This window comes from Sphingomonas mangrovi, from assembly GCF_047975845.1.
Classification (GTDB): domain Bacteria; phylum Pseudomonadota; class Alphaproteobacteria; order Sphingomonadales; family Sphingomonadaceae; genus Sphingomonas.
Genome location: NZ_JBIUCZ010000030.1, coordinates 1 through 14,596 on the forward strand (window position 1 = coordinate 1; position 14,596 = coordinate 14,596).

Sequence of the window (14,596 nt, forward strand, 5' to 3'; positions counted from 1 at the left end):
CAACAGGTCCGCAAAGGACGCCGGCCTCGTCTGCTTGCGCATCTCATCTCTCCGATACCCAGCGAAGAGAATTACATCCCCAGCTTTATGCAAAGGTCCCGCGGAAGCTGGGGTCTCTTGCGGCAAGGACGCCGCCTGCGGAGGGAGATCCCAGCTTTCGCTGGGATGACGGTAGAACGTCGGGGGTGCGGTGGCGGCGGTGGTGGCTGCACCTCCAACCCCGTCGCCCCAGCGCAGGCTGGGGTCTCGTGCCGCGAGGGCGCCGCTTGGGGAAGGAGGTCCCAGCCTTCGCTGGCATGACGGTGGAGGTGGCGGGCCTTCCTCTCGCGGCTACTCCCGCGCCTCCGCCACCAGCGCCAGGACCTGCGCCGCCAGCTCCGGGCGGCAGATCAGCAGGTCGGGGAGGTACGGGTCGGCGCGGTTGTAGGCGAGCGGGCTGCCGTCGACGCGGCTGACGTGGAGGCCGGCGGCGGCGGCGACCGCGGCGGGGGCGCAATTGTCCCATTCGTGCTGGCCGCCGGTGTGGAGGTAGATCTCGGCCTCGCCGCGCACCACCGCCATCGCCTTGGCTCCGGCCGAGCCCATCGCCACCAGCTCGGCGCCGATCGCCTGCGCGACCCGCACCGGCGGTTCGGCGGGACGGCTGCGGCTGACCAGCATCCGCGGCGCGCCGGCGGGCGCGGGCGGCAGCGCGGGCGGCAGGTCCGAGGCGAGCGTCAGCCCCAGCGCCGGCAGCGCCACCGCGCCGGCCGCCGCCTCGCCAGCGATCGCGAGCGCGACGTGCACCGCCCAGTCGCTGCGCCCCTCGCGATACTCGCGCGTGCCGTCGAGCGGGTCGACGATCCACACCCGCTCGGCCGAGAGCCGCGCGGCGCTGTCCTGTTCCTCTTCCGACAGGATCGCGTCGCCGGGCCGCGCCTGCGCCAGCGCCTCCAGGATGAAGCGGTTGGCGACGCGGTCGCCGGCGTCGCCCAACCCCTTGCCGGCGAACAGCCCCGAGCCGCGGATCTCCATCAGCAGCCGGCCGGCGCTCTCGGCGATGCGGCGCGCGAGCGCGGCGTCTTGGGCGAGCGCGGTCACGCGGCGTCGCCGAGCAGCAGCGCGACGATCCGCTCGGCCGCGGCTTCGGGCGTCTCCCGCGTGGTGTCGACGTGGACGTCGGGTGTCTCGGGCGCCTCATAGGGGCTGTCGATGCCGGTGAAGTTTTTGAGCTCGCCGGCGCGTGCCTTGCGGTACAGCCCCTTGACGTCGCGCGCCTCCGCGACCGCGAGCGGCGTGTCGACGAACACCTCGACGAACTCGCCCGCGGGCAGCATGCCGCGCACCAGCTCCCGCTCGGCGCGGAACGGCGAGATGAAGGCGGTGAGCACGATCAGGCCGGCATCGGCCATCAGCCTGGCCACCTCGCCCACCCGGCGGACGTTCTCGACGCGATCGGCGTCGGTGAAGCCCAGGTCCTTGTTGAGCCCGTGGCGGATGTTGTCGCCGTCGAGCAGGAAGCTGTGCTTGCCGAGCGCGTGCAGCCGCTTCTCGACCAGATTGGCGATGGTCGACTTGCCCGATCCCGAAAGGCCGGTGAACCACAGCACCCGCGGGCGCTGGTGCTTCTGCGCGGCATGCGCCTCGCGGGTGATCTCCACCGCCTGCCAATGGACGTTCTGGCTGCGGCGCAGCGCGAACTGCAGCATGCCGGCCGCAACGGTGGCGTTGGTGAGCTTGTCGATCAGGATGAAGCCGCCGAGGTCGCGGCTGTCGGCATAGCCCTCGAAGGCGATGCCGCGGTCGGTATAGACCTCCGCCACGCCGATGTCGTTGAGCCCCAGCGTCTTCACCGACAGCTCGGCCAGGGTGTTGACGTCGACGGCGTGCTTGGGCGGCTGCACGGTCGCGCTGACGGTGCGGGTGCCGATCTTCATCCAATATCCGCGGCCCGGCAGCAGCGGCTCGGCATCCATCCACACGAGGATCGCCTGGAACTGGTCGGCGACCTGTGGCGGCGCGTCAGCGGCGACCAGCACGTCGCCGCGCGAGCAGTCGATTTCGTCGGCGAGCGTCAGGGTGACCGACTGGCCCGCGCCGGCCTCGGCCAGGTCGCCGTCCATCGTCACGATGCGGGCGATGGTCGAGGTGCGGCCGGAGGGGAGCACGCGCACCGCATCGCCGGGCTTCACCGTGCCGCTGGCGACCAGCCCCGCGAAGCCGCGGAAGTCGAGGTCGGGGCGGTTGACCCATTGCACCGGCATGCGGAACGGCCGACGGCGATCGGCGGCCAGGTCGACCTCCACCGTCTCGAGATGCTCGACCAGCGTCGGGCCCGCGTACCACGGCGTGCGGTCCGAACGGCTGGCGATGTTGTCGCCGCCGAGCCCCGAGATCGGAATGGCGGTGAAGGCGTCGATCCCGATCGAGTCCGCGAAGGCGCGATAGTCGGCGACGATCTCGGCGAAGCGATCCGCGTCATAGCCGACCAGATCCATCTTGTTCACCGCCAGCACGACGTGGCGGATGCCGATCAGATGGGTGAGATAGCTGTGGCGCCGCGTCTGGGTGAGCACGCCCTTGCGCGCGTCGATCAGGATCACCGCCAGATCGGCGGTCGAGGCGCCGGTGACCATGTTGCGCGTGTACTGTTCGTGCCCCGGCGTGTCGGCGACGATGAACTTGCGCTTCTCGGTCGCGAAGAAGCGGTAGGCGACGTCGATGGTGATCCCCTGCTCGCGCTCGGCGGCGAGGCCATCGACCAGCAGCGCGAAGTCGAGGTTCTGCCCCTGGGTGCCGACCCGCTTGCTGTCGCTCTCCAGCGCGGCGAGCTGATCCTCGAAGATCATCTTCGAATCGTACAGCAGCCGGCCGATCAGCGTCGACTTGCCGTCGTCCACCGACCCGCAGGTGATGAAGCGCAGCAGCGTCTTGTTCTGATGCGCCTCGAGATAGGCGTCGATGTCCTCGGCGATGAGGGCGTCGATCTGGTAGACGGGTTCGGGAAGCGCGGACATCAGCGGACCTCGTCGTGCCGAACGGGCGTCGGCATCCACCGTGCCACGGGGGGCTTCGGTGCGTGGAGTGAGAGCGACCCTGACCCGCGTTCAGGGTGACGGGGAACATGCGCAGGGCGGGAGCGCGGAAACCAACCCGTCATCCCAGCGCAGGCTGGGATCTCGTGCGGCACGGGGACGCTCCGAAGCGAAGATCGCGATCCCCACACGGCGCCCCAGCGGCAGGAGACCCCAGCCTGCGCTGGGGTGACGGCGTGGAAGGGGGCGGACGACGCCACCTCAGAAATACCCTTCCTGCTTCTTCTTCTCCATGCCGGCGCCGCCTTCGTCCTTGTCGATCGCGCGGCCCTGGCGTTCGGAGGTGGTGGTGAGCAGCATCTCCTGGATCACCGCCGACAGCGTCGCCGCCGTGCTCTCGACCGCGCCGGTGAGCGGATAGCAGCCGAGCGTGCGGAAGCGGATCGAGCGCTCGACCGGCACTTCGCCGGGGCGCAGCGGGAAGCGATCGTCGTCGACCATCAGCAGCATGCCGTCGCGCTCGACGGTCGGGCGGGGTGCGGCGAAGTAGAGCGGCACGATCTCGATCCCCTCGGCCAGGATGTACTGCCAGATGTCGAGCTCGGTCCAGTTGGACAGCGGGAAGACGCGGATCGACTCCCCCTTCGCCTTGCGCGCGTTGTAGAGCCGCCAGAGCTCCGGGCGCTGCGCCTTGGGGTCCCAGCGGTGGCTGGCGGAGCGGAAGCTGAACACGCGCTCCTTGGCGCGGCTCTTCTCCTCGTCGCGCCGCGCGCCGCCGAACGCCGCGTCGAAGCCGTACTGGTCGAGCGCCTGCTTCAACCCTTCCGTCTTCCACAGGTCGGTGTGGAGGCTGCCGTGGTCGAACGGGTTGATGCCGCGCGCCATCGCCTCCGGGTTGCGGTGGACGAGCAGTTCCATGCCCGCCTCGGCGGCCGCCCTGTCGCGCAGCGCGTACATCGCCCGGAATTTCCAGGTCGTGTCGACGTGGAGCAGCGGGAAGGGCGGCGGCGCGGGGTAGAAGGCCTTTTTGGCGAGGTGCAGCATCACCGCCGAGTCCTTGCCCACCGAATAGAGCATCACCGGACGCTCCGCCTCGGCCACCACTTCGCGCAGGATGTGGATGCTCTCCGCTTCCAGCCGCTGGAGATGGGTGAGGCCGGGCCGGGCAGGGGGCAGGGGAGCGGTCATAGACGGCGGAGGTGGCAGAAGCCCGGGGGCGAAACAACGGCCAATCCGCCGGTTTACTGCCGATGCTGCGGGAAAGAATTTGGGCCTGAGAAAGCACAACTTTAGCGGCGGCGAAACGAGGCGTTTTCGTCCAACCGGAACTTGTCGGCGGCAAAGCGCTGCTTTCAGGGTTGGGCGATTGTGTGGAGCGAACGGAGGGACTGTCCTACCGCCCCGCCGCCGTGGCATGGGAGGAGCATGCACGCCGTCCGCTTCTCCCGCCGCCCGGCGTCCGCCCCGTCCGGACGGGCGGACTGCGTCCGCGGCCAGCGGCGCGCGTGCCTCAACTTCCTCAACTTAGGTGCCCGATGACCGACGCTGCTCTCGCTGCCGAGCGCCCGCTCGCCTTCCACCACACCCCCGGCACGGGACCGACGATCGTCTTCCTGCCCGGCTATGCCTCGGACATGACCGGCAGCAAGGCGCTGGCGATCGAGGCCTGGGCGCGGGAGCAGGGGCGCGCGTTCGTCCGCTTCGACTATGGCGGCTGCGGGCAGAGCCCCGGCGCGTTCGAGGAGCAGACGCTGGCGCTGTGGCGCGACGATGCGCTCGCGATCATCGACCATGCCGTCGAAGGTCCGGTGGTGCTGGTCGGATCGTCGATGGGCGGGTGGATCATGCTGCTCGCCGCGCGCGACCGGCCCGATAGGGTGGTGGGGCTGGTCGGCATCGCCCCCGCGCCCGATTTCACCGACTGGGGCTTCACGCCCGAGGAGAAGATGACGCTGCTCACGCAAGGGCGGCTGGAGAAGCCGTCGCCCTATTCGGACCAGCCGACCGTCACCACCCGCGCCTTCTGGAGCTCGGGCGAGGCCAACCGGCTGATGCACGGCACGCTGCCGATCGACCTGCCGGTGCGGCTGATCCAGGGGCAGCGCGACAAGGAGGTGCCGTTCGAGCGCACCGTCCACCTCGCCGGACTGCTGCGTTCAGCCGAGGTGCAGACGCTGCTCGTCAAGGACGGCGACCACCGCCTGTCCCGGCCGCAGGACATCGCCCTGATCCTGCGCGCGATCGAAGATGTGATCCCCGCCTGATGCTCCTGCCGCTGCTCCTTCTCGCCCAGACCGCGCCTGCACCCGCACCCGCTGCCGGCCCGCCCGCACCCGCGCGCGGCGACCGCTATGCCGAGTGCGTCGATCAGGCACGCCGCGATCCCGCCGCCGCCGAGCGCGGCGCGACCGCCTGGCAGAAGGACGGCGGCGGCTTCCTCGCCAGCCAATGCCTGGGCGTCGCCTATACCAGCCAGCAGCGCTGGGACGCGGCTGCGGCGGCGTTCGAGACGGCGGCCCGCGCGGCCGACGCGGCGAAGGACGCGCGATCGGGTGCGTTCTGGGCGGCGGCCGGGAACGCCTGGCTCGCCGCGGGCGATCCGGGCAAGGCGCAGGTCGCGATCGACGCGGCGCTGATCGGCGGCACGCTCGACGGGCTCGACCTGGGCGAGGCCCATCTCGACCGCGCCCGCGCGCTCGTCGCCGCCGGCCGCCCGATCGAGGCGCGCGCCGATATCGACCGCGCGGTGGTGCTGGCGGGCGACGACCCGCTGACCTGGCTCCTGTCGGCGACGCTGGCACGGCGCACCGGCGACCTGCTGCGAGCGCGCAAGGACATCGGCCGCGCGCTGGCGATGGCGTCCGACGACGCCTCGGTCCAGCTGGAGGCGGGCAACATCGCCGCAGTCGAGAACAACGAAGCCGCCGCACGCAGCGCCTGGGAAGCCGCGGCCCGGCTCGCCCCCGGCAGCGCCCAGGCGCAGTCCGCGAACGACGCGCTGGCGCGGTTGGGTGGGGTGGGGTTTTAGGGTTTAGGACCGGGGACGAGAGGGTGGCCGCTGAAAACCAGGCCGTCTCCGAACGACTGAGTGACGCGACGGAGACGGGGGCATCGTGCCGAACCGGCCGATGCGAGGCAGCGTTGCCACTCGGACCTAATCGCTCACGTTCACCGTCGCGCCACATACCGGGCGAGTGGCCAAGCAAGCAGGTTGCCGAGCAGGAGCAGACCCGCGAAGTAGAACAGGCTCGACGCCTCCGGGACGCCCTCGCCGCGGATCGCGTGCGCGCTCGAGAGGAGGATGATGCCGTTCTGCGCCGCCAACACTGGCCACATCCGGCGCAGCACCGGACCGAGCAGCGCAAGGGCCAATCCGACGGCCAGCAGCCATCCGCCAAGGGGCGGCTCGCTAACGAAGGACGCCACCAGAACGAGGCTGTCCAGCGCTGCCAGCGCGCCCGCGGCGATCAGCACCAGGAACCGATAGATTAACTCGGCCCTTTCTGCGGCGTTGCGGCCGTGAGCGGCGTCCCGAGGAACACGATGCCCGAAAACGGCTGGTTTGGACGCTTATCGAGGACCAAACCGCGCTGTTTTGGAGAGTTCTCCTCGACCTCATGCACCCCGCATCCTGCCTCCAAGCAGTACCATGCACTACCCTTCCCATGGGAAGCTAGAAGAAGGGTCGTGGTTTCCTCCTGCGGCAAGAACGATGCCATCGGCCGAAGTTCTGGAAATTGGTCCATGGGAATTTTTCTGGCATGTACGGATCCGGTAAGCACCAGCATCCGCCGTGGCCCTATATCGCCGTTCTGCAACAGGGCTGCCATTCGCTTCTCGAACTCGCCGTGATCGACGGGCTTGTAGTTCAGCCACGGCATTCGAAACGCGCCGTCTTGGTAGCTGAGGGTTGGCTGGAAGGCGACCACTCGCGCGACACGGCCTTGCTTATGCTGTGCCCGAAGGTTGCGAAACAGATCGAACATGGCTTCGCTCGATCGCCCATCGAGGACGTCGTCGGGCTGACCCCCGCGCCACATCGACGCACGAAGAAACGCCGCCTCTGCTTTCTCGCCTCCATCCGAGTTCAGGTACGCGTCGATCGCTGGCTGGTCCTGTTCCGGTTGCTCGACCGCAACGACGACGGGCGCCGCACGGGAAGCGAGGCAGACGAGGTCTGCAAACATGGCCGGCATCTCATTTGTGCCGTGTCTTTCGCCCACTACGATCCACCGGGTCGGCGATGCCACGACTTCTGCGAAACCGTCGACCGGCGAACAACCGCCGGAAGAAGTCGCCACCGCTAGCAAAGCACTCAGCAGCATGTCCGAGGTACCTTTTCCCAAACAGGTCGAATGTGTCGAAAAACGCTGGTGCGGGCAACGCGACAGAGCGCCCGAGGTGAAACTCGGGCGCGCCGTCTGCTCGGTCGAAGTTGACCATCGCGGACGCCGCAGCGATCCGGGGCGGGGATCTGGATCGGGATGGTGCCAAGACCTCGATTAGACGGGTTCAGCGAGCCCGAGATTGGGCACTGGCGGTCGAGCCATTTCCGGGCCCCGACCCTAATCCAGATAAAAATCCACCGTCGTCACGACACGCACCTTCTTGAACGGGGTGTCGGCGACGCCGTAGCCTTCCTGTTCGCCGTCGCGGGCCTCGACCGAGAAATAGCCCTGGGTCGCGCTCTTGATGCCGCCGACGCCGGTGTCGCTGTCCTTGGCGAACTGTTCGGCGGCGGCGCGGGCGTCGCGGGTGGCCTCGGCGACCATCGGCGGCTTGATGTCGTTGAGCTTGGTGAAGCTGTAGGCGATGCCGGAGCCCTCCTGCAGCACCACGCCCTGTCGGACGAGGTCGAACTGCCGCGCCACCGCCTGGCGGGCACGGGCGATGTCGGTGGTGCGCAGTTGCAGCCGCTGGTTGATCGTCACCATCTGATAGCCGTCGACATAGGACTGGCTGACGCCGGCGCCGGCGGGGGTCAGCGCCTCGGCAGGGAAGCCGAGCCCGGTGAAGAAGCGGCGGATGCTCTGCGTGTCGCGGTCCATCTCCGCCTGCACCTGCGCCAGGTCGGCGCCCTGCTTGGAATAGTTGAGCGTCCACACCGCCAGATCGGCGGTGACGTTGCGCTCGGCGAGCCCGCGGACCGTTACCGACCGGTCGGCATGGCGCGCGCGCACCAGCCCGTTGCCCAGCAGATAGCCGCCGACGATCATGCCGATCGCCAGGATCGCCGCCACCACCAGCAGCACCGTGCCGCGATCCCTGACCCTTGCGCTTTCCATTCGCGTCTCCTGCCCCATATACCGCAGGAGCCTATCGTGCCGCCGGCGCGATGCAAGTTCGCCGTGAAGATGAAAGCCCCGCCCATGAAGTATCTGCACACCATGATCCGCGTCACCGATCCGGATGCGACGATCCGCTTCTTCAACCTGCTGGGGTTGCAGGAGACCCGCCGCATCGAAAACGAGCAGGGGCGCTTCACGCTGATCTTCCTCGCCGCGGACGAGGACAGCAACGGCGCGGGCAAGCGGGCCGAGGCGGAGGTGGAACTCACCTACAACTGGGACCCGGAAGACTATGGCGAGGGCCGCAACTTCGGCCATCTCGCCTATCGGGTCGAGAACGTCTACGAGACCTGCCAGCGGCTGATGGACGCGGGCGTGACGATCAACCGCCCGCCGCGCGACGGCAACATGGCGTTCATCCGCACCCCCGACAACATCTCGATCGAGCTGCTCCAGGCGGGCGACCCGCTGCCGTCGGCCGAGCCCTGGGCATCGATGCCGAACACGGGCCGCTGGTAATGGCGGCGGCGTCTCCGATCGAGGTCGTCCGGCTGCCGGCGCTGTCGGACAACTACGTCTGGCTGCTCCACGATCCCGCCTCTGGCGAGACGGTCGTGGTCGATCCGGCGGAGGCGCCGCCGGTGCTCGACGCGCTGGCCGAGCGGGGGTGGAGCCTCACCGCGATCTGGAACACGCACTGGCATGGCGACCACACCGGCGGCAACGCCGGGCTGAAGGACGCGACCGGCGTGGCCGTGTTCGGCCCAGCGGCCGAGGCGGCGAAGATCCCGACGCTCGACCACGGGTTGGCGGAGGGCGACACGGTACGGATCGGCGATCATGGTGCGACGGTGCTGGAGGTGCCGGCGCATACCGCCGGCCACATCGCCTTCCACTTCGCCGACGATGCGCTGCTGTTCAGCGGCGACATGCTGTTCGCGATGGGCTGCGGCCGGCTGTTCGAAGGGACGGCGGAGCAGATGTACGCCGCGATGCGGCGGTTCGAGGCGCTGCCGGACTCAACGCAGGTGTTCTGCGGCCACGAATATACCCAGTCGAACGGCCGCTATGCGCGGGTCGCCGAGCCCGACAATGCCGCTATTGTCGAGCGGATGGCGGAGGTCGACCGGCTGCGCGCCGCGGCTGAGCCGACGGTGCCGACCACGATCGGTGAGGAACGCGCAACCAACCCGTTCCTTCGCGCGTCGTCGGTGGAGATGCTTGCCGAGCGGCGGCAGGCCAAGGACGCGTTCCGCAGATAACGGGCGCGCGCAGCAAGGAGAGACGGCATGCTACGGTGGACCCTGACGCTCGCGGGCGCCGCGCTGCTCGCCGGCTGCGCCACCCCTGCCGAGGAGGCGAGGCGCCGGGCGGCGGGGGAGAAGGAGCTGGCCGAAACGCTTGCCGACTATACGCCCGCCCGCACGCTCGATTGCATCGACCCCACCTTCGCCGGCGGGCCGCAGATCGTCGGCGATTCGCTGCTCTACCGCGCGACGGCGAACACCTATTATCGCAACGTCGTCGAGCCCAACTGCCCGGCGCTGCGCGGCGACCAGATCGTCATCGCCGAACTCTACGGCTCGCGCATCTGCAAGAACGACCGCTTCCGCCTGCTCCAGCGCGGGCAGTCGGCCGGCATTCCCTCCGGCTACTGCCGGTTCGGCGAGTTCGTCGAGTACAAGAAGAACTCGTAGGTCGGAGCAGCGGTGGTGCGATTGGCGACCGCGCTCCATTTCTCGTCATGCTGACGGAAGTCAGCATCCATACGCGCTGCGCTTGCGCCTCCTGCCGGAGCGGCAATGGATCCTGACCTTCGTCAGGATGACGGGAGGGAGGGTTTGCGTGCAGAACGCGGACGTCGCGGAACTGGGCCCCGGCCTTCGCCGGGGCACAAATCCTACAGGACGTAGCGGCTGAGGTCGGTGTTGCGCGCGACGCTGGCGAGCTGCTGTTCGACATAGGCGGCATCGACGGTCAGCATCTCGCCGCGGCGATCCTCGGCGTCGAAGCTCACTTCCTCGAGCAGCTTCTCCATCACCGTCTGGAGGCGGCGGGCGCCGATGTTCTCGACCTCGCCGTTCACCTCGGCGGCGATGCGGGCGACGGCGCGGATCGCGTCGGGGGTGAAGTCCACCGTCACGCCCTCGGTGCCGATCAGCGCCTGATACTGCTGCGGCAGCGACGCCTTGGTGTCCGATAGGATCGCGACGAAATCGTCCTCGGTCAGCCCCTTGAGCTCGACGCGGATCGGCAGGCGGCCCTGGAGCTCGGGCAGCAGGTCGCTCGGCTTGGCGACGTGGAACGCGCCGGAAGCGATGAAGAGGACATGGTCGGTCTTCATCGGACCGTACTTGGTGGCCACCGTCGTGCCCTCGATCAGCGGGAGCAGGTCGCGCTGCACGCCCTCACGGCTCACCGAGCCGCCGCGCACGTCCGACACCGCGATCTTGTCGATCTCGTCGAGGAAGACGATGCCGTTGGCTTCCGCATCCGCCAAGGCGGTGCGGCTGACCTCGTCCTGGTCGAGACGCTTGTCGGCTTCCTCCTCGACGAGCTTCTCCCAGGCGGCCGGCACGGTGAGCTTGCGGCGCTTCAGCTGGCCGCCGCCGCCGAACGCTTTGCCCATCATCTCGGACAGGTTGATCATCTGCGGCGCGCCGCCGGGAATCTCGAACGGCATGGAGGGCTGCGCCTCCAGCTCAATCTCGATCTCCGTGTCGTTTAGGTGGCCGTCGGCCATGCGCTGGCGGAACGCCTCGCGCGTCGCCTCGCTCGCGCCCTTGCCGGTGAGCGCGTCGAGCAGGCGGGCCATCGCGGCTTCCTCGGCCTTGTCCTTCACGGCCAGGCGGCGGCGTTCCTTTTCCAGTCGGATCGCTTCCTCGACCAGGTCGCGGGCGATCTGCTCGACGTCGCGGCCGACATAGCCGACCTCGGTGAACTTGGTCGCCTCCACCTTCACGAACGGCGCGTCGGCCAAGCGGGCCAGGCGGCGGCTGATCTCGGTCTTGCCGCAGCCGGTCGGGCCGATCATCAGGATGTTCTTCGGGGAAACCTCGTCGCGCAGCTCGGGCGAGAGCTGCTGGCGGCGCCAGCGGTTGCGCAGCGCGACGGCGACCGCGCGCTTGGCATCCTTCTGCCCGATGATGTGCGCGTCGAGCGCGGCGACGATCGCCTTGGGGGTGAGGGTGTCGTTCATGTTCGTTCCTCGTCATCCCAGCGAAGGCTGGGATCTCGTGCCGCGGGGGCACGCGTTGTTACCGGGAGACCCCAGCCTTCGCTGGGGTGACGGGTGTGTCTGGGTGACGGGTGGGGCGGGGTTGGTGTGTCCCGGGGGCGGGTGCTAGGCCAGGCGCCGACTAGGCCACCGTGTCCAGCCGCTCCACCGTCAGCCGGTCGTTGGTGTAGACGCACAGCTCGCCGGCGATCTGCATCGCCTTGCGGCAGATCTTTTCGGCATCGGCTTCATAGTCGGTGAGCGCGCGGGCGGCGGCGAGGGCGAAGTTGCCGCCCGATCCGATCGCCGCGATGCCGCCTTCCGGCTCCAGCACGTCGCCGTTGCCCGTCACCACCAGCGTCACCTCCTTGTCGGCGACGATCAGCATCGCCTCCAGGTTGCGCAGGAACTTGTCGGTGCGCCAGTCCTTGGCGAGCTCCACCGCGGCGCGCAGCAGCTGGCCCTGGTGCCGCTCAAGCTTGGCCTCGAGCCGCTCGAACAGGGTGAAGGCGTCGGCGGTCGCGCCGGCGAAGCCCGCGATCACGCTGCCGTCGCCCAGCGGACGCACCTTGCGCGCGTTCGGCTTCATCACCGTGGGACCCTGGGAGACCTGGCCGTCACCTGCGATGACGACGCGGCCGTTCTTGCGCACGGAAAGGATCGTGGTGCCGTGCCACACCATGTCGTTGCTCATGGGCGGCATGTGGGGCGCGACCGGCGGCTATGCAACGACGTCGAAGGTGATCGTTTCGAAAGCGATGTTGCGGATGGTCTGCGCGTCGATCGCCATGAACGAGAAGCGGCTGAGCGCGGGCGACAGCGACGCGTCGGCGAGCGAGGCGTCGAGGTCGATGAGATAGCGTTCGCAGTCGGTGAGGGTGATCCGCGTGATGCAGCCGTCGGGCTTGAGCGAGATGTCGTGGACCAGCCCGCCATAGGCGAGCGTCTTGCCGTCGTGCTCGACGGTAGTCATCACATAGGCGATCACCGCGGTGTCGGAATTGTCGAGCGCGTCGGCGAGCGATGTCGCCCAGCCGTAGATCCAGGCGGGGAGGCGGTCGCGCCGCGCGCGGCTGCGCAGCCAGCCGCGGATCGCGAGATAGGTGAGCAGCGACTGGCCGGCGACGCCGAGCAGCGCCACCGTCACGGCATTGCCGCCGATCCCCTTGCCGCCGACGACGTCGAGCGCGCTGTGATAGGGATCGAGCCAGGGCGCCGGCACGCGCACCATGCAGGTCGCATGGGCGCAGACGAGGCCGTTGAGCGAGAACAGCGCGGCGGTGGCGGCGTGGACCAGCAGCGCGGCGCCCGCGATGACGATCACCGCTTCGACGGTGTTGGCGCTCGGCGGTTCGGGGGCGATCGCCTTGCCGTCGTGGAACAGGCCGTAGATCGCGGCATAGGCGGCGAGCCCGGGCGCGAGGAACAGCAGCAGGATGCCGGTTTCAAGCATGCGCCGCCGCTCCCGTTCCGGCTATTCGGCGGCCTCGACCCGAGGCTCGCGACCGGAGGGGCGGCCGCCCGAGAAGAACTCGCGGCTCCGCTGCTGCTGTTCGGGGCGGCGCGACAGCTCCAGCCAGCTCTGGCCGGCATGGGCAGAGCGGTAGGCGGCGGCGCGGCGCAAGGTCTCGTCCGAATTGACGCGCATCCCGGTCTCCTGCCGCGCCAATATGGCTGCCGCCCGATCCCCGCACAAGCGCTATCGCTCGACGCCCCTGGCCTTCCCCCAGGCGCGCGCGGCGGTGTAGCCGAGATAGCCGGTGCCGAAGAGCGCGTAGAGCTCGTCGGGGATGCCGCGCAGATAGGCGGTCATCCCGCGCGCGACCGCCTCCGCCAGCTCCGGGCGGAAGGCGGAGAGCACGCCCATCGGGATCGACCACAGCAGCAGCACGTACATGACGTAGAGGAAGCTGGGGCGCGCGCGGCTGGTCCAGGGATCGGCCGACTGCGCCTCCGCCACCACCGCCGACAGCTGGACGCGGGTCGCCTCCAGTTCGCGGCTGTTCTCGAGCTTGAGCAGCTCGAGCTTGGCGGCGTCGCGGGCCTTCGGGTCCGGGATGATGCGGTCGAGCAGCCCCGCGACCGGGCCGATCACGCCGTCGATGATGGTCATATGCCTGTCCTTTTCTCGGCGGTCGTCGCCGGAAGTTGAGGAAGTTGAGGCCTGGGTTCAGCCGAGCCGGTTGGCGAGCCAGCCGTAGAGGAATGCCTCGTTGGCGGGGCGCTGTTCGGCCAGGTCGAGGTAGCGCGCGCCCTGGAGCGCGTCGCACGCCTTCACCAGCACCGACTCGCCGAGGCTGCCGCGGCTGGCGAGGAAGCCGTCGAGCGCGGCGAGCGTCACCGGGCCGATCGCGCCGTCGAGTCGCAGGTCGGGATAGTCGCGCGCGCCGCGATTGAGCGCGTTGAGCGTGCGCTGGAGGAAACCGGCGGCGACCGCCGGCCCCATATTGATGCCGGTGTCGAACAGCTCGGCGGCGAGTGCGGGGGCGCGGGTGGCGACGGCGTCGAAGCGCGGGCGGGTCCAGTAGAGCCGGCGGTAGATGTCCGCCGCGACGCTGCGCGGCAGCGACGCCATCGGCCCGTCGTAGCCGTTGGCACGCGCCACCGCCTCGGTCAGGCCCCAGCGGGTCGCGCCGCCGCGGTCGGCGGGATGGTCGACGAACCCGCCCTCGCGGGCGATCGCCTCCTCGATCAGGGTGTCGATGGTCATGCCGTACCTCCTAATTGCAGGAGCCGGTGAACCATATAGGTTGCAAGTAGGAAAGAGGCTCCGTCGATAGAGGTACGTTGACGGACGGGAGCGTCGGCGGCGGAGCTTGCGCAGTTGGCGTTGCGGCAAACGATCCGGACAGTCGCCAGCATCGCCGATAAGTCGATGATGCCGTCCGCGCCGCCCCTGAGACGAATCGACATTCACCCGTTCCCCGTTCGTCTCGAGTAGGGATCGAGCGTGTCGAGAGCCCGTATCGAGAGAGCCGCGAGCGTCGACCTCTCGATAGGCCCTGGAACGCCGAGGGCGATCGCGCGGTGGCCCGGTGTGGCTTGGCGAGAGGCTTTTCTTTGATCGATAGGACCCG

17 protein-coding genes are annotated in these 14,596 nt (G+C 69.2%); 5 read left to right on the top strand and 12 right to left on the bottom strand.

Annotated features, from left to right (window positions below):
• Positions 1-330: 330 nt before the first annotated feature.
• The 3 genes from ACBY01_RS13470 to cysD form a co-directional block, all read right to left on the bottom strand.
• Positions 331-1,014 carry an inositol monophosphatase family protein gene (locus ACBY01_RS13470; protein ID WP_416461468.1) on the bottom strand — a complete coding sequence of 228 codons (684 nt, stop codon included), beginning with the start codon at positions 1,012-1,014 and terminating at the stop codon, positions 331-333.
• A gap of 62 nt (positions 1,015-1,076) precedes the next feature.
• Entirely contained in the window at positions 1,077-2,996 is a 1,920-nt protein-coding gene (gene cysN, locus ACBY01_RS13475; RefSeq protein WP_416461414.1) for a sulfate adenylyltransferase subunit CysN, read from the bottom strand.
• 279 nt (positions 2,997-3,275) lie between these two features.
• Complete coding sequence (gene cysD, locus ACBY01_RS13480) at positions 3,276-4,202, bottom strand: sulfate adenylyltransferase subunit CysD (protein WP_416461415.1); 927 nt, start codon at positions 4,200-4,202, stop codon at positions 3,276-3,278.
• Positions 4,203-4,549: 347 nt separating this feature from the next.
• Here cysD and ACBY01_RS13485 point away from each other — a divergent pair, with 347 nt between their 5' ends.
• Positions 4,550-5,278, top strand: coding sequence for an alpha/beta fold hydrolase (locus ACBY01_RS13485; RefSeq protein WP_416461416.1), 729 nt, complete (start codon positions 4,550-4,552; stop codon positions 5,276-5,278).
• Positions 5,278-6,042, top strand: coding sequence for a hypothetical protein (locus ACBY01_RS13490; protein WP_416461417.1), 765 nt, complete (start codon positions 5,278-5,280; stop codon positions 6,040-6,042). Before ACBY01_RS13485 ends, ACBY01_RS13490 begins: the two co-directional genes overlap by 1 nt.
• Positions 6,043-6,182: 140 nt before the next feature.
• Here the strand turns inward: ACBY01_RS13490 and ACBY01_RS13495 are convergent, their stop codons facing one another.
• From ACBY01_RS13495 to ACBY01_RS13505, 3 genes are all read right to left on the bottom strand, one after another.
• Entirely contained in the window at positions 6,183-6,488 is a 306-nt protein-coding gene (locus ACBY01_RS13495) for a hypothetical protein (RefSeq protein WP_416461418.1), read from the bottom strand.
• A gap of 14 nt (positions 6,489-6,502) precedes the next feature.
• The gene (locus ACBY01_RS13500) at positions 6,503-7,339 is read right to left on the bottom strand and encodes a hypothetical protein (RefSeq protein WP_416461419.1); all 837 of its coding nucleotides are present in this window, start codon (positions 7,337-7,339) and stop codon (positions 6,503-6,505) included.
• 240 nt (positions 7,340-7,579) lie between these two features.
• A complete protein-coding gene (locus tag ACBY01_RS13505; protein ID WP_416461420.1) occupies positions 7,580-8,299 on the bottom strand; it encodes an SIMPL domain-containing protein in 720 nt (239 codons plus the stop codon).
• Between the two features lie 84 nt (positions 8,300-8,383).
• On the opposite strand from ACBY01_RS13505, the gene ACBY01_RS13510 reads away from it, so the two are divergent.
• From ACBY01_RS13510 to ACBY01_RS13520, 3 genes are read left to right on the top strand one after another with little or no spacing between them, the layout of a single operon-like run.
• Positions 8,384-8,821 carry a VOC family protein gene (locus ACBY01_RS13510; protein ID WP_416461421.1) on the top strand — a complete coding sequence of 146 codons (438 nt, stop codon included), beginning with the start codon at positions 8,384-8,386 and terminating at the stop codon, positions 8,819-8,821.
• A complete protein-coding gene (gene gloB, locus ACBY01_RS13515; RefSeq protein WP_416461422.1) occupies positions 8,821-9,564 on the top strand; it encodes a hydroxyacylglutathione hydrolase in 744 nt (247 codons plus the stop codon). Before ACBY01_RS13510 ends, gloB begins: the two co-directional genes overlap by 1 nt.
• A gap of 27 nt (positions 9,565-9,591) precedes the next feature.
• Positions 9,592-9,999 carry a hypothetical protein gene (locus ACBY01_RS13520; RefSeq protein WP_416461423.1) on the top strand — a complete coding sequence of 136 codons (408 nt, stop codon included), beginning with the start codon at positions 9,592-9,594 and terminating at the stop codon, positions 9,997-9,999.
• A 203-nt stretch (positions 10,000-10,202) separates the two neighbouring features.
• Here the strand turns inward: ACBY01_RS13520 and hslU are convergent, their stop codons facing one another.
• The 6 genes from hslU to ACBY01_RS13550 all read right to left on the bottom strand — a co-directional run bounded on the left by hslU (position 10,203) and on the right by ACBY01_RS13550 (position 14,229).
• Entirely contained in the window at positions 10,203-11,501 is a 1,299-nt protein-coding gene (gene hslU / locus ACBY01_RS13525; RefSeq protein WP_416461425.1) for an ATP-dependent protease ATPase subunit HslU, read from the bottom strand.
• Between the two features lie 160 nt (positions 11,502-11,661).
• Positions 11,662-12,213: an ATP-dependent protease subunit HslV gene (hslV, locus tag ACBY01_RS13530; RefSeq protein ID WP_416461427.1), complete on the bottom strand. Its 552-nt coding sequence runs from the start codon at positions 12,211-12,213 to the stop codon at positions 11,662-11,664.
• A gap of 27 nt (positions 12,214-12,240) precedes the next feature.
• Complete coding sequence (locus ACBY01_RS13535; protein ID WP_416461428.1) at positions 12,241-12,972, bottom strand: hypothetical protein; 732 nt, start codon at positions 12,970-12,972, stop codon at positions 12,241-12,243.
• Positions 12,973-12,993: 21 nt separating this feature from the next.
• Positions 12,994-13,167 (bottom strand): hypothetical protein, encoded by a 174-nt coding sequence (locus ACBY01_RS13540; RefSeq protein WP_416461430.1) that lies wholly within the window; start codon positions 13,165-13,167, stop codon positions 12,994-12,996.
• A 51-nt stretch (positions 13,168-13,218) separates the two neighbouring features.
• Positions 13,219-13,632 carry a holin family protein gene (locus ACBY01_RS13545; protein WP_416461431.1) on the bottom strand — a complete coding sequence of 138 codons (414 nt, stop codon included), beginning with the start codon at positions 13,630-13,632 and terminating at the stop codon, positions 13,219-13,221.
• A 57-nt stretch (positions 13,633-13,689) separates the two neighbouring features.
• Positions 13,690-14,229 carry a glycoside hydrolase family 108 protein gene (locus ACBY01_RS13550; RefSeq protein WP_416461432.1) on the bottom strand — a complete coding sequence of 180 codons (540 nt, stop codon included), beginning with the start codon at positions 14,227-14,229 and terminating at the stop codon, positions 13,690-13,692.
• Positions 14,230-14,596: the final 367 nt, after the last annotated feature.

Bases quoted from the DNA above. Each gene is read 5' to 3' on its own strand.
- ACBY01_RS13505 (WP_416461420.1), bottom strand. From the start codon at position 8,299: ATGGAAAGCGCAAGGGTCAGGGATCGCGGCACGGTGCTGCTGGTGGTG.
- cysN (WP_416461414.1), bottom strand. From the start codon at position 2,996: ATGTCCGCGCTTCCCGAACCCGTCTACCAGATCGACGCCCTCATCGCC.
- cysD (WP_416461415.1), bottom strand. From the start codon at position 4,202: ATGACCGCTCCCCTGCCCCCTGCCCGGCCCGGCCTCACCCATCTCCAG.
- ACBY01_RS13485 (WP_416461416.1), top strand. From the start codon at position 4,550: ATGACCGACGCTGCTCTCGCTGCCGAGCGCCCGCTCGCCTTCCACCAC.
- ACBY01_RS13545 (WP_416461431.1), bottom strand. From the start codon at position 13,632: ATGACCATCATCGACGGCGTGATCGGCCCGGTCGCGGGGCTGCTCGAC.
- ACBY01_RS13500 (WP_416461419.1), bottom strand. From the start codon at position 7,339: ATGCTGCTGAGTGCTTTGCTAGCGGTGGCGACTTCTTCCGGCGGTTGT.
- ACBY01_RS13535 (WP_416461428.1), bottom strand. From the start codon at position 12,972: ATGCTTGAAACCGGCATCCTGCTGCTGTTCCTCGCGCCCGGGCTCGCC.
- gloB (WP_416461422.1), top strand. From the start codon at position 8,821: ATGGCGGCGGCGTCTCCGATCGAGGTCGTCCGGCTGCCGGCGCTGTCG.
- hslV (WP_416461427.1), bottom strand. From the start codon at position 12,213: ATGAGCAACGACATGGTGTGGCACGGCACCACGATCCTTTCCGTGCGC.
- ACBY01_RS13520 (WP_416461423.1), top strand. From the start codon at position 9,592: ATGCTACGGTGGACCCTGACGCTCGCGGGCGCCGCGCTGCTCGCCGGC.
- ACBY01_RS13470 (WP_416461468.1), bottom strand. From the start codon at position 1,014: ATGGAGATCCGCGGCTCGGGGCTGTTCGCCGGCAAGGGGTTGGGCGAC.
- ACBY01_RS13550 (WP_416461432.1), bottom strand. From the start codon at position 14,229: ATGACCATCGACACCCTGATCGAGGAGGCGATCGCCCGCGAGGGCGGG.
- hslU (WP_416461425.1), bottom strand. From the start codon at position 11,501: ATGAACGACACCCTCACCCCCAAGGCGATCGTCGCCGCGCTCGACGCG.
- ACBY01_RS13540 (WP_416461430.1), bottom strand. From the start codon at position 13,167: ATGCGCGTCAATTCGGACGAGACCTTGCGCCGCGCCGCCGCCTACCGC.
- ACBY01_RS13510 (WP_416461421.1), top strand. From the start codon at position 8,384: ATGAAGTATCTGCACACCATGATCCGCGTCACCGATCCGGATGCGACG.
- ACBY01_RS13490 (WP_416461417.1), top strand. From the start codon at position 5,278: ATGCTCCTGCCGCTGCTCCTTCTCGCCCAGACCGCGCCTGCACCCGCA.